This window comes from Burkholderia sp. Bp9142 (assembly GCF_003853415.1).
Taxonomy (GTDB): Bacteria; Pseudomonadota; Gammaproteobacteria; order Burkholderiales; family Burkholderiaceae; genus Burkholderia.
Map to the genome: position 1 here is coordinate 21626 of NZ_QTPP01000040.1, position 12483 is coordinate 34108.

The following is a 12483-nucleotide window of genomic DNA, read 5'->3' on the forward strand; positions in this document are numbered from 1 at the left end:
GGCGATAAGGCAGCCGGTAATCCGGCGCTTATCATCGGCATCGGCGCGTATCAACAAGTCGCGTTTTCGGGCGCCCGTGCTGGTGTTCACCTGTCATAGGCTGAATCAATTCAGCGAAGGCGCCGCCCAATCCGGGGACGATCGTCAGATAATGCCCCCGCCCTTTCCCGACTGCTTCCGAGAGGTCGATTCCACAGTTCGGGTTGCTGCTAAGCCACTCCGCTGGTCGCCCGCAATCAACTTGGTCCGGATATCTGCCGGCATTCGCTTTGCCGGTTTCGTAGCTGTGAGCATCGCCGCTGTTAGCGAAACTTACCAGGCTATCGATGAAAACGAACTGTACTAAGGCAGGGGCTACGCGCAAAATCAACAACAAGGTAATTGTGCTGATCGTATCAGGTTGAACATCAGCTCCGCCGTTTTCTCCTTACAGCGGCTCTATGGACGGTCGAGCCATACGCGCAACTTGTTCGCCATGTCGCGGTGAAGGGGGGGAGCAGGAGAGGAATAGCCAAGCGCGGCAACGAGCGTCCGGACGTTGCGACGCAAGCAGGTATCCGGACGTACGTGCCCAGAATGTGCACACATGGCAAACGAAAGTTCGGCGATGTGGCTCGCATATATTTCGGATGCCATATTGATTGAATAGTCATTGGATCGTTTTGGCCTATGAATGGCCAGACAGGTACCACAAGGAGGGGGTAAATGCGAATTTCGGAAGCTTCGTCGACGGATTACGGCCGGATCGGTAGCAATATGCGGGAAGGGGTACTCGAGCAGAAATTTCTGTTGCAGGGAAAGTCGGGATCGCCGAACAACTATCTGATCAACGTAGGTCGCACCGGCGCCGGTGGTTGGGTAGCGCCGAGTCACCGACATAACTTCGACCAGGTGCGCTACGTTATCAAAGGCGATTTTCCCTACGGGCAGGGAAAGGTTCTGCCGGAGGGCTGGGTCGGTTACTTCCCCGAAAGTGTGTACTACGGGCCGCAGGAACGTCCTGAAGGTCTTGAAGTGATGGTTTGCCAATTCGGTGGCTCCACCGGTTATGGCTTCGTGAGCGTGGAAGAGCGCGAGGCGGCAAACCAGGCACTGAAGAGCAAGGGCGAGTTCAAGGAGGGCATTTTTACGTGGTACGACGAGTCGGGCAAAAAGCACAATCAGGACGGTTTCGAGGCGTGCTTTGAATATGTGAAGGGTCACAAGCTGGAGTACGCGAAGCCGCGGTATGAAGATCTCGTACTGATGAACCCGGCGAGCTTCGAATGGATCCCGAGCGGTACGCCGGGGGTTTCCACGAAGTTGCTTGGCTCTTTCACGGAACGCAATACGCGGATCGGTTTCGTGAAGCTTGAAGCCGGTGCTTCGTTTGCGGCAGGGATGCAGTCTTCGGTCGAATTGCTGTTCCTCAGCAAGGGGAAAGTTGTCGTTGAGGGCAAGGAGTTTGGTCTTCATACCGCGTTCGAGTTCGAGGCCAACGAAGGCCCGGTGTCGATCAAAGCGGTCGAGGAAACGGAGCTGCTGAGTCTGGTGCTTCCGACGTTCTGATGGTGTGACGAGAGCACTGCGGGTGCTGAGTCAACAGGTAAGCCGACGCCAATAGGGCGTCGGCATCCGTGCTCGCACGGTCTTAAGTTTTCAGTGAAAGTTGGCTCTTGGAGACTTAGGGAATCGATAGTGGATCTGGTTACGATTCCAGTGAAGGGTAGCTGCAGCAGTCATATGGTTTCCAGCAGCTAGTGCCCTCGCTGTCGCCACTCAAGAGATCCTCGGATAATCCTGTTGGTCCGGTCTTGCAACCGTGGGGTGCGGCTATCTACACGGGCGTGGTGTATTTCGCGGTTTTGCCTGCGAGGGCGTTCAACGTTCGTGGCTTTCTTGCAGCACGGACGTCTTTTTCTTCAAGCGAGCACAAGTCGTCTTACCAAGGCGCCCGCGGCGAAAATTTCGCGTGCATCGGTACTACGTGGACCAACTGCTCCGCATCGTATATCCCTGCGAGTCAAAATCTAGCGTCCCCTGCAGACGGACTGTCGATATTCGTTCGAAAGATGGTGGGTACATTAAGGAATAAGCAACGCGAATGGACCAGCAACTCAAACAAAACGCACTCAACTATCATCAGTTTCCCCGCCCCGGCAAGATTTCGGTCACCCCGACCAAGCCGCTGTCGAACCAGCTCGATCTGTCGCTCGCATATTCGCCGGGCGTCGCCGCGGCGTGCGAGGCGATCCACGCCGATCCGCTCGACGCGCAGAAGTACACGTCACGCGGCAACCTCGTCGGCGTCATCACGAACGGCACGGCCGTGCTGGGCCTCGGCAACATCGGCCCGCTGGCCGCGAAGCCGGTGATGGAAGGCAAGGGCTGCCTGTTCAAGAAGTTTGCGGGCATCGACGTGTTCGACATCGAACTGTCGGAGTCCGACCCCGACAAGCTCGTCGAGGCGATCGCGATGCTCGAGCCGACGCTCGGCGGTATCAACCTCGAGGACATCAAGGCGCCGGAATGCTTCTACATCGAGCAGAAGCTGCGCGAGCGCATGAAGATCCCCGTCTTCCACGATGACCAGCACGGTACCGCGATCATCGCGTCGGCCGCGATCCTGAACGGCCTGAAGGTCGTCGGCAAGAAGCTGTCCGAAGTGAAGCTCGTGTGCTCGGGCGCGGGCGCCGCGGCGATCGCGTGTCTGGACCTGCTGGTGAACCTCGGCCTGACGAAGTCGAACATCCTCGTCGCCGATTCGAAGGGCGTGATCTACGAAGGGCGCGGCAACCTCGACCCGTCGAAGCAGCGCTATGCGGCGACCACCGACGCGCGCACGCTCGGCGACGCGATCGTCGGCGCGGACGTGTTCCTCGGCTGCTCGAGCGCGGGCGTGCTGAAGCAGGACATGGTCAAGACGATGGGCGACCGCCCGCTGATCCTGGCGCTCGCGAACCCGGAACCGGAAATCCGCCCGGAAGACGCGAAGGCCGTGCGCCCGGACGCGATCGTCGCGACCGGCCGTTCGGACTACCCCAACCAGGTCAACAACGTGCTGTGCTTCCCGTTCATCTTCCGCGGCGCGCTCGACGTCGGCGCGACGACGATCACGGAAGAAATGAAGCTCGCGTGCGTGCGCGCGATCGCCGAGCTGGCCGAGGAAACCGACCAGAGCGAGGAAGTCGCGAAGGCGTATGAAGGCCACTCGCTCGAGTTCGGGCCGGACTACCTGATTCCGAAGCCGTTCGATCCGCGCCTGATCATCAAGATCGCGCCGGCCGTCGCGCAGGCCGCGATGGATTCGGGCGTCGCCACGCGTCCGATCCAGGACATGGACGCATACCGCGAGCAGCTCGGCGCGACCGTCTACCGCACCGGCATGGTGATGCGCCCGGTGTTCGCGACCGCGAAGAAGAAGCAGGCACGCATCGTGTTCGCCGAGGGCGAGGACGAGCGCGTGCTGCGCGCCGCGCAGTTCGTGCTGCAGGAAAAGATCGCGAAGCCGATCATCGTCGGCCGTCCGTCGGTCGTCGAGATGCGCCTCGTGAAGATCGGCTCGAAGCTGAAGGCCGGCGTCGATTTCGAGATCGTGAATCCGGAAGACGACACGCGTTATCACCGCTACTGGCAGGCGTACCACGAGATCGGCGCGCGTGACGGCGTCACGCCGGAAGTCGCGAAGGCCGCGCTGCGCAAGTTCAACACGCTGATCGGCGCGATGCTCGTGCACCTGGGCGATGCGGACGGCATGATCTGCGGGATGATCGACACGTACCACACGCACCTGAAGTTCATCGAGCAGGTGCTGGGCCGTGCGAAGGGCGCCGAGCACTACGCGGCGATGAACCTGCTGATGCTGCCGGGCCGCAACCTGTTCCTGTGCGACACGTACGTGAACGAACTGCCGAGCGCCGAACAGCTCGCCGACATGACGATCCAGGCGGCCGCCGAGATCGAGCGCTTCGGCATCGCGCCGAAGGCCGCGCTGCTGTCGAACTCGAACTTCGGCAGCGCGCCGTCGGCGTCGTCGCGCCGCATGGCCGAGGCCCGCAAGCTGATCAGCGAGCGTGCGCCGAACCTCGAAGTCGACGGCGAAATGCACGGCGACGCGGCGCTGTCGGAAGCGGTCCGCAAGGCTGCGTTCCCGGGCACCACGCTGTCGGGCGAAGCGAACCTGCTGATCATGCCGAACGTCGAAGCGGCGAACATCGCGTACAACCTGCTGAAGATGGTCGGCGGCGAAGGCGTGACGGTCGGCCCGTTCCTGCTCGGCGCGGCGAAGCCGGTCCACATCCTGACGCCGGCCGCGACCGTGCGCCGGATCATCAACATGACGGCGGTCGCATCCGCGAATGTCGATCGGTGAGATGTTGGTGAAATTCGAAGATCGCTCCGAGTCAACGATTCTCGGTCTGGATAGATACCGCAGCCACCGTCGAGGTGGTTGCGCAATTTGTAATAGCGGGAGTATGACGGGTGCGTTGCGTCAGCAGGATAGCGGCTTGTTCGCAGTCGACGTGCCAAGTATCTGACGATGGATGGTAGTTGCTGACGCTTTTGTCGCAACTCTCGATGGATACGACTGAACAGTTGTGGGCGATCCCAACAGGTCGGAATCAGACGGATTTATTTGACATAATTAATACGTTCCGGCCGCGTGCGGGGCGTCCAACGACGAATGGGCGGCCGCGCGCGTAACTGTACCAACGGTATCAAAAGGAGACAAGCGCGCACTCGACTGAACGTAGACCGAGCCCAGCACTGCCTCTTATACCGGCGCTGTTTTGCCGTCAGCCTGTTCCGGACGGCTCGTACGGCTACCGGGTCGGCCGGGGAAGGTACTGGCGACACGATCCACGCGGCGGACGCCGGAAGACTGCGCCGATCTGGCGCGCGCGTTTCGCCTCTTCCCCATGCAGATAGGTCGAGGTGGTTGCCACCGAGGCGTGGCGCAAGTTGTCTCGCACGACCACGAGCTCCACGCCGGCGTCCAGTGCGTGGGTGGCATGTGTATGACGCAGCCAGTGGGGACTGGCGTGCCGTAGCTTTTCGGCAAGCGCCGGATTGCGAACGTCCATGCGTTCCGCGGCCTCCCGAAAAAACTCACCCAACACCTGCCGCAACCGCGCCGCGCTAATACCGGCGTGGCGTTCCGCGCGATGTTCCGCAGTGAGAGCAGCCACCAACGGCGTGGCCGGCTGCCAGCGGGCGCGCCTGACCGGCAAGCCGCGCGCCTTCAGCGCGCGCCGCAGCGCGTCGCGCGCGAGCGGCGGCAGCGCCACGCGCCCGGCCTTCGCGCCTTTGCCGGTGACTTCCAGCCATAACGTACCGCGGGCGTCCGCCGTGATGTCGCCCAGCGTCGCGGCCACCAGTTCCTGCACCCGCAACCCCGTCGAGTAGCCGAAATCCAGCACAAAGCGCAGCCGCTCTGCAGCCGGTACGGTCCAGCCGGTTCGCTCGAGTTGGTCGGCTGCAGCGCGCACGAACTTCCACTCTCGGCCAGGCAATGCGCGTCCGGTATCAAATGGCGCACGGACTGCGCCGCCGCGCACCGTCACCCCCGCAAACGGGTTGAGCACCACATAGTGCTGGCCGACCAGCCACGCGAACAGCGCGCGCAGCACCGCCAGCGCGTAGGCGGCCGACCGCGGCGTGAGCCCCCCCGCGAACGGCCGCCAAGCGGGCGTCGTGCGCGGGCACGGCGGCCCGATCCAGCGCGAGGCGGGCGTCGGATGGCGCAGGAAGGTGCGATACGCGATCGCGTCGTCGGTGGTGAGCGACGACAGCGGCTGGCGGCGCGCCACGATGGCCCACAACAGCAGCCGTTCGGCCTCGCGCCGGTACGCGCGCGCGGTGTGCTCGGACTCATGCAGCGCCAGCCACGCCTCGATCGCCTGGTAATCGTTGGTGGCGGCGAGGCCACAGGTGTCGCGCGGGGCCCGGAAGCGGCCGCGGGAGCCATCGAGGGCGGCGGGCAGGGCGTCCAGCGACCCCCGTGGGACCAACTGCGCCGCGGCGGCGGTGTAGGGCATCCGCGTGGCGGCGCGCCGGGTCAGGTCGGGGTGCGCGGCGACGAAGGCGGCGACGTGGTGCGCGCCCTGGCGCCCCAGCCCCGGGATCGGCCGCCACCAGCCGGGGCGGTGGGCGATCCGCACCAGCAGGTCGGCGCACGAGTTGATGTCGGCGGCGGCGAGCGCGCGAGCGATGCGTGGCAGCAGCCAGCGGTGCACCGGGTCGGCCGGCCGCGGCGCGGGGATCGGCGTGGCGCGCAGCGCGTCGAGCGCGATGACGACCTGCGCCGCATGACGGATGCGGTCTGCCGCCGGATGCGTGAACAGCGGGATCAGGTCATCGCGCTGGCGGGCGATTGCGCACGCGACGAGCTGGCGGCGGATGCGGCCCAGCAGGCCGCGTGACGACTGGCCGTCGTCGCGCGCGTGGTCGAGGTAGCGTGTGACGGCCGCGCGCGCGGTGAGCCCTTCATGCCAGGCGCGCAGCGCGGCGAGCGACGCGAGCTCAGGCAGGGCAGCAGGCAGGGCAGCAGGCAGGGCCGCGGGCGTGCCAGCGGAGGAGGGTCCGCGCCCCGGCCTGGAGGGCGGGATCGACGCGGTATGCATGAGATCAGTTTAGGTCGCGCGCAGGGCACTCGCGATAAGAGTATTTATCGCAAGCGACCTACTTGAGCATCGACCGCGGGACGCGTCGCTCAGTCGCTGTCGGTCTGGAAATGGTGTTTTATCCAGGCTCGGTGCACTCGCTCGGTAGATTGAGTGCCGTCCAGGCGTACCGTTAGGCAGTCAGTGCTTTCCGATGGCTAGTCCGTGTGGTCGACGAGCGCGAAGCGCGCGAGTTCGGAATCGAAGAAGCGAGCCTTATTCGATGCCAGCTATGCACCGACGGAGGCTTTCGCCTTTTCATATTCTTCTAAATTTGCAATGACAACTGGCGTTTGTTTAGGGTCGTCAGTCAACGTGATTGGTCCTCGTAGCGCAAATTCGTTTCGCATTCGTTTGTCGAAGTAATAGAGCATCGCCATGCGTACCTGCAGAACCACGCGTCCGTTGAACATGCCGTAGTCGAGCTCGATTGCTTTCTGCTCCCACTCAGTCAGGCGAGGGTTCGGCACAAGTTCAACAGCAAAGTTTGTGTGCCACAACTTATCGTCTGCGGCGTTCGCGCCGGAGGCGCGCTCGTCACGCGCATCACGGCATCGAGACAGGAGGAAATCCTTGAACCGATTGTCGCGATGGCAAAACGCTCGCATGTGCCACCTGAATCCGTCAGATGCAAATGCGTGCGGCGTAATGCGACGCCAGACGGCGGTCGGGCCAGCGCTGCTGAGCGACTGATATTCAATCTCGAGAGATTGATTCGTCCGGATCGCTTTCAGCACGGCGCGCAGTAAAGGTGCGTCAACGCGTCGAGACGGAATGGGTAACGTAGCCGTGACCGGAGCGTCGCCTAGCCACGTTTCCTCCTTGTCTACAGTATTCGCCGTCAAGGCACCCAACTGCGCGAGATAGCGTTCGGCGTCTGGCTTTATGAAGGCGCAATGAAAGCTTTCGGTGGCGAGGTAGCGCTTGGAGCTGAGGTCGTAACGCAGGTTCTCGGGTGCGACTTTTTGGTATTCGGTCAGATCATTCGACGCCTGCTGGGCCGACACACCGAAGTGGTCGACGATATGAGACCTATTTATCGAACCCTGCCAGTACGCCGTAAAGTCAATAAATTCAAGGCGTTGTTCGATTCCCCAGCGCTTCTTGGGAGATGCTTCGTTCATGCCATTCCTCGATACGTAAAGAAACTTGATCCATCGTGTTTGTTTGCTGTATCATGAAATTGTACCTGTCGAAGTCCGCTGTAGGGTAAAACCTGTGCTGGCAGCATGGGTGGTACGGGGTAGACGGGGGGCGTAGCCATTCCATATCCGAGGTGACCAACATGGCTGAAGCAAATCAAGATTTTAAGTATCTGATTAATGGGAAATCGGCGAGCGTGGACGACCCGACGCCGACCAGCGCGCAGATTTTGGCGGACGCCGGGTATGAGCCGGCTGACGACTACCTGCTGATCCAGCGCACCAAGTTCGGGTCGCGCGTGGTGGCATCGGACGACGTTCTGCATGTCGGCGACGGGCACGCCGAATTTTTCGCGTTCGAAGGCGGTGAAGCGTTCGAATTCACGGTGAACGAGCATTCGGTTTTTTGGGGCGAACAAACGATCCGCGTCGACCAGATCCGCTCTCTCGCCAACGTGTCGGAAGACAATGACTTGGTGTGGATTCGCGACGAAGCCGGCAATGAAGTCCTGAAGTCGAGCGATGTCTTTGAGCTGGGCAAGCAAGGTATCGAACACCTGCGCACGCACAAGCGCCCGCCGCCGTCGCTCTATATCTTCTTTGTCGACGGCGTCGAGTACAAGACCGAACACGAACGTCTGACCGGTGCTCAGATCACCGCGATGATTCCGGGTTGGGATCCGACGAATTCGCTTGTGCTCGAGGGCGAGGGTTCTGAGCCGGATGAGGTGATTCACCCGGCAACCGTGGTTGAGTTCAAAGGGCGCGCAACCCCGGCGCACTTTGCCATCGTCCCCCCGGCGACGTTTGGTGACGCATGAAGAGCGTCGAGGAACAATTCGCCGACCTGCAACGGGTGTACCGCGCGGCAACGCTCACGTCGCTGGGCGGGGGCATGTTCCTGGTGCGAATTCCGCAGGTGTCTTTGCCCGACGGCTGGTCGCAGGTTTGCACAGAAGTGCGATTCATCGTTCCGAATGGCTACCCGTATGCGCCACCGGACTGCTTCTGGGCCGACAGCTCGCTGCGCCTGAAGAACGGTGCGATGCCGCAGAACGCGAACATCGGGCAAACGATGCCGGGCCAACCGGACGCGAACACGTTGTGGTTTTCGTGGCACGTCAATCAGTCATGGAACGCGTCGAAGTGCACACTGACGACGTACGTGAACGTTATCCTCAATCGCTTTAAGGCGGTGCAATGAGCGAACTCGTCATCAGTGCACCGACACTTCATTATCTCAATGAGTCTCTGGGCGCTGCTGTCGAGCGCGGAGCGGTCCTCTATCTGACGCGTGACTTCGACGGGGACCGCTACCTGGTTAGAGAGGTCGAACTCGCTCAGCCCGAGGACTGTTTGCACGCCTCGGCTAGCGAGATCACGTTTGCGCCGCAATTCCTCACGCGCGTGACGAGGCGTGCACGTGAGAGGGGATTTTCGCTCGCGCTTTTGCATACTCATCCGTCAGGCTACAACGATTTTTCCCCCGTCGATGACGAGACCGAAGCCGGTCTACAGGGGTTCATGTGCGATCGCAACCCAGCGCATGAGTGCTTTTCAGTTGTGCTTTGCGATGGCCACGTTATCGCACGGACGTTTGGCGCAGCCGAGCGCGTCAATGTACGCATCGTCGGCGCGGAGGTGCTGCTCCCTGGCCGTGCGGGTGAAATCCAGCAGGACGAACGCTATGACCGCCAGATGCGAGCATTCGGCGAGGAAGGCCAGGCGATTCTCAGCTCTATGACAGTCGCAATTGTCGGCCTCGGCGGGACCGGGTCAGTTGCCGCGCAGCAACTGGCGCATCTGGGCGTGGGCTCCTTTGTGCTCGTCGATTCTGACGTGGTCGAGAAAACCAATCTGAATCGCGTGGTCGGAACCATGGAGCAGTCGGTGGGCCGCAAGAAGGTCGATGTGGCGGCGCAGATGATAGAACACATCAATCCCAAAGCGCGCGTCAGCTGTTATATCGGCTCAGTTATCTCCGGCGAGGCGTCGGCGCTGCTGCGAAAAACCGACTGCATCTTCATTTGTACCGATTCCCATTCGAGTCGGGCGTTTGTTTCCGAGTTTTCCTATCAATACCTGGTGCCTGCCATTGACATTGGTGTTGGCATCAACGCACACGACGGCAAGGTCCGGGCGATGACCGGGCGCACGCAAATGCTCGCGCCCGGGTTGCCTTGCCTCGTGTGCAGCAACGCACTCGACTCGCGACGTATCCGCGAAGAGCTGATGACTGATGCACAGCGCGCTGCTGATCCGTATTTCAATGAGGGTGGCGTGAAACAGCCCGCGGTTATATCACTGAACAGCGCGATCGTGTCATTGGCCGTGACGATGCTTCTCGGCGTATTCACTGCAGTTCCCGCGCGCGCGCGGTGGCAGTCATACGACGCGGTAACCGGCACCGTCCGACTGCTGAGGACCTCACCGCAACTGGATTGTGGCGTCTGCGGCCCAGATGGTGTTGTTGGTGCGGGCGACTCGCGTCGCCTGACCTTTCTTCCTTCGGAGGACCAGTGAGCGCTGCAACCAACCTCATCTGGTATGGCGTTGCGCCACTGCCTGGCACGCGGGAAAAGCTCGAACTCCGCGGCCTCCAGATCATGGAGAACCCACCGTCCGAGTCTGTTAAAGACCCGTTGCTTGGCACGACATCGGTCGTCGTTGTCAACCAGCTGTCAACAGATTCGAACGAAATTGCGGCGCTCTGCAAGCTGATTCCGAGGTTCATCGATCACGGCATCCGCATTGTGTTCCTGGCGGAGGACCGGGCCGAAAGACTGCGGATTCGCGAACAGACTCTCATGCAGGTGAGCCCCGTTTATCCGTGGGACAACGAGGTTCGCTTCGCGCCCAACCTCAAAGGGATACATTTTGACCATATCGTTCGATTCGAACGTGGACCGAAGTGGACGGGCTGCCACATTAAGGAGATCGGCCCGGAGGAAAAACTGACGGAGGAAGAGCGGCGCCTTGTCGACCGGGCGTTCCCAAAGGCGCAGGAAATACACTTGCGCAAGATCGCTCCAGGTTTCTCCGGTTCGAAGGTGTTCATGGCGTACGAGAAGCGCCTCGAAGCCGAGAGCTCGGTCGCCCACTGGACGCAGCCTCGACTTGTGAAAATCAACAAGCGCGAACTGCTGGGCAAAGAGGTTCGCGCGATGGAGGTGGTCTCTCCGTTTGTCCCGTTTGAATTGCGGCCAAACCTTGAAAGATTCGTCGAAGGGTTCCATAAGGCCGTGTATGTTGCCGATTTCGTGGACAAGTCAGAGTCCCTGCTTGACGCGGCGCGCGCTGGGCGCGCCGAGGCTGCTATTTCGAACCTCTTCAACCGGACGCTGCATCGATGGCGGGATCGGGCAAGACAGACCATCATGCCAGATGAGCCGCTCGTCACTGCTGCAGAGCGGTTGAAGATGGTCTCCCCTCAAGAGATTCAGCATGAGTATCTTGACTCGGAACCCATCCAACGGGAGCAGATCGACCCGTTGGCGTTGTGGCAGTCTTTACAGGATATTAAATTTCCGCATCGTGTCGCGACAATACATGGCGACCTGCATGGCGATAACGTGCGGGTACGAGGAGATGACGCAATCCTGATTGACCTTGGTGCGGTCAAGGGGGATACCGAAGTGGGGATGGGCGCACCGCTCTGCTTTGACGTCGCGATGCTCGAAGTTGCCCTCGTCTTTACTTATCGAGGTTCCGAGGACGGACCAGATGTCTTTGATCAGTCAGAATGGAAGAATGAAATAGCTCCGTACTACACTCTAGACGCGATATTGAGCAGCTGCGCCCACGCAGAACTCGAGCCGAAGCCGGACTCATGGCTTTTTGGGTGTCTCCAGCGTATCAGGGCATTCGGTATTTATGAGCAGAGCGATAGTTTCGAGTATCCGATTGCACTGGTTGTGGCGATGTGGCGTTGGTGCAAATTTCCGGCAGCATCCAATGCAGACAGGGGCCGTCGTGTCGTCGCGTTGGAACTCGGCGCAAAGCTTATCGAAGAAATTACAAGGAAGAGGCATCGTGACTAAGGCACTACGAGTTCGCGACCGAGGGACCGTCACGCACCGGCATGCGGCAGACGCGTTACTGGAAAGGCCGGGAGATTTCGTGCTTGTGGACCGGGGCGTGCCTCGGTCATTGGTACTAGCATGCCCCGATGGTTGTGGCGAAACGCTCACGATCAATCTTGATCCGCGTACAGACAAAGCATGGCGCCACTACCGAAAGCGCAATCAGCTGTCAGTGTTTCCGTCGGTTTGGCGCGACACGGGTTGCCAGAGCCACTTCATCATCTGGCATCACACTATCCTTTGGTGCGACGGCTCGGACGATGGCGAAGAGGTTGTTGTCGAAGACGAGATCGAATTGCGCCGGCGTGTGCTTCCCGTGTGCACGGATGATTGGCAGCACTTCACAACTCTAGCCGAGGCATTGGAAGAAGTGCCATGGGATGTGAATCGTGCTTGCATCCAGCTCGCGCGAAGAGGTTTTCTCGAGGAAGGGCAACGGAAACAGCGCGGGTTTTTCAGGCTTACCGCGAAGGAGTGAAGCTCAAATCGTCCTCGCGCGCGTCGCGGGGACGATCTGACTCTATCGAGCGGCATCGTTCGCTGCTTTGCGTCTCCGACAGGCCTGCGCAATCCCAGGGCTTTGTCGAGCGCAATCGTCTCCGCATCGACGCACGCCAG

Annotated in this window: 9 protein-coding genes; 7 read left to right on the forward strand and 2 right to left on the reverse strand. The window is 61.0% G+C overall.

Annotation, left to right across the window (positions count from 1 at the left end):
- Positions 1-705: 705 nt before the first annotated feature.
- A complete protein-coding gene (locus DIE22_RS31050) occupies positions 706-1548 on the forward strand; it encodes a hypothetical protein (protein ID WP_124606835.1) in 843 nt (280 codons plus the stop codon).
- Positions 1549-2083: 535 nt separating this feature from the next.
- Positions 2084-4351 (forward strand): NADP-dependent malic enzyme, encoded by a 2268-nt coding sequence (locus DIE22_RS31055; RefSeq protein ID WP_124606836.1) that lies wholly within the window; start codon positions 2084-2086, stop codon positions 4349-4351.
- 451 nt (positions 4352-4802) lie between these two features.
- Here DIE22_RS31055 and DIE22_RS31060 read toward each other — a convergent pair whose 3' ends face one another.
- Both DIE22_RS31060 and DIE22_RS31065 read right to left on the reverse strand, forming a co-directional pair.
- Complete coding sequence (locus DIE22_RS31060; protein WP_124606837.1) at positions 4803-6602, reverse strand: phage integrase family protein; 1800 nt, start codon at positions 6600-6602, stop codon at positions 4803-4805.
- A gap of 269 nt (positions 6603-6871) precedes the next feature.
- Positions 6872-7765, reverse strand: a complete 894-nt coding sequence (locus tag DIE22_RS31065; RefSeq protein WP_124606838.1) for a WYL domain-containing protein — start codon at positions 7763-7765, stop codon at positions 6872-6874.
- A 161-nt stretch (positions 7766-7926) separates the two neighbouring features.
- On the opposite strand from DIE22_RS31065, the gene DIE22_RS31070 reads away from it, so the two are divergent.
- Genes DIE22_RS31070 through DIE22_RS31090 form a run of 5 tightly spaced genes read left to right on the forward strand, consistent with a single transcriptional unit; the run spans position 7927 to position 12343 of the window.
- Entirely contained in the window at positions 7927-8604 is a 678-nt protein-coding gene (locus DIE22_RS31070) for a multiubiquitin domain-containing protein (protein ID WP_124606839.1), read from the forward strand.
- Positions 8601-8987 (forward strand): E2/UBC family protein, encoded by a 387-nt coding sequence (locus DIE22_RS31075; protein ID WP_124606840.1) that lies wholly within the window; start codon positions 8601-8603, stop codon positions 8985-8987. Before DIE22_RS31070 ends, DIE22_RS31075 begins: the two co-directional genes overlap by 4 nt.
- A complete protein-coding gene (locus tag DIE22_RS31080) occupies positions 8984-10306 on the forward strand; it encodes a HesA/MoeB/ThiF family protein (RefSeq protein ID WP_124606841.1) in 1323 nt (440 codons plus the stop codon). The genes DIE22_RS31075 and DIE22_RS31080 overlap by 4 nt, the downstream gene beginning before the upstream one ends.
- Entirely contained in the window at positions 10303-11823 is a 1521-nt protein-coding gene (locus tag DIE22_RS31085) for a hypothetical protein (RefSeq protein ID WP_124606842.1), read from the forward strand. The genes DIE22_RS31080 and DIE22_RS31085 overlap by 4 nt, the downstream gene beginning before the upstream one ends.
- Positions 11816-12343: a DUF6527 family protein gene (locus DIE22_RS31090; protein ID WP_124606843.1), complete on the forward strand. Its 528-nt coding sequence runs from the start codon at positions 11816-11818 to the stop codon at positions 12341-12343. Before DIE22_RS31085 ends, DIE22_RS31090 begins: the two co-directional genes overlap by 8 nt.
- Positions 12344-12483 lie beyond the last annotated feature (140 nt).

Bases quoted from the DNA above. Each gene is read 5' to 3' on its own strand.
- DIE22_RS31055 (WP_124606836.1), top strand. From the start codon at position 2,084: ATGGACCAGCAACTCAAACAAAACGCACTCAACTATCATCAGTTTCCC.
- DIE22_RS31075 (WP_124606840.1), top strand. From the start codon at position 8,601: ATGAAGAGCGTCGAGGAACAATTCGCCGACCTGCAACGGGTGTACCGC.
- DIE22_RS31065 (WP_124606838.1), bottom strand. From the start codon at position 7,765: ATGAACGAAGCATCTCCCAAGAAGCGCTGGGGAATCGAACAACGCCTT.
- DIE22_RS31070 (WP_124606839.1), top strand. From the start codon at position 7,927: ATGGCTGAAGCAAATCAAGATTTTAAGTATCTGATTAATGGGAAATCG.
- DIE22_RS31080 (WP_124606841.1), top strand. From the start codon at position 8,984: ATGAGCGAACTCGTCATCAGTGCACCGACACTTCATTATCTCAATGAG.
- DIE22_RS31060 (WP_124606837.1), bottom strand. From the start codon at position 6,602: ATGCATACCGCGTCGATCCCGCCCTCCAGGCCGGGGCGCGGACCCTCC.
- DIE22_RS31050 (WP_124606835.1), top strand. From the start codon at position 706: ATGCGAATTTCGGAAGCTTCGTCGACGGATTACGGCCGGATCGGTAGC.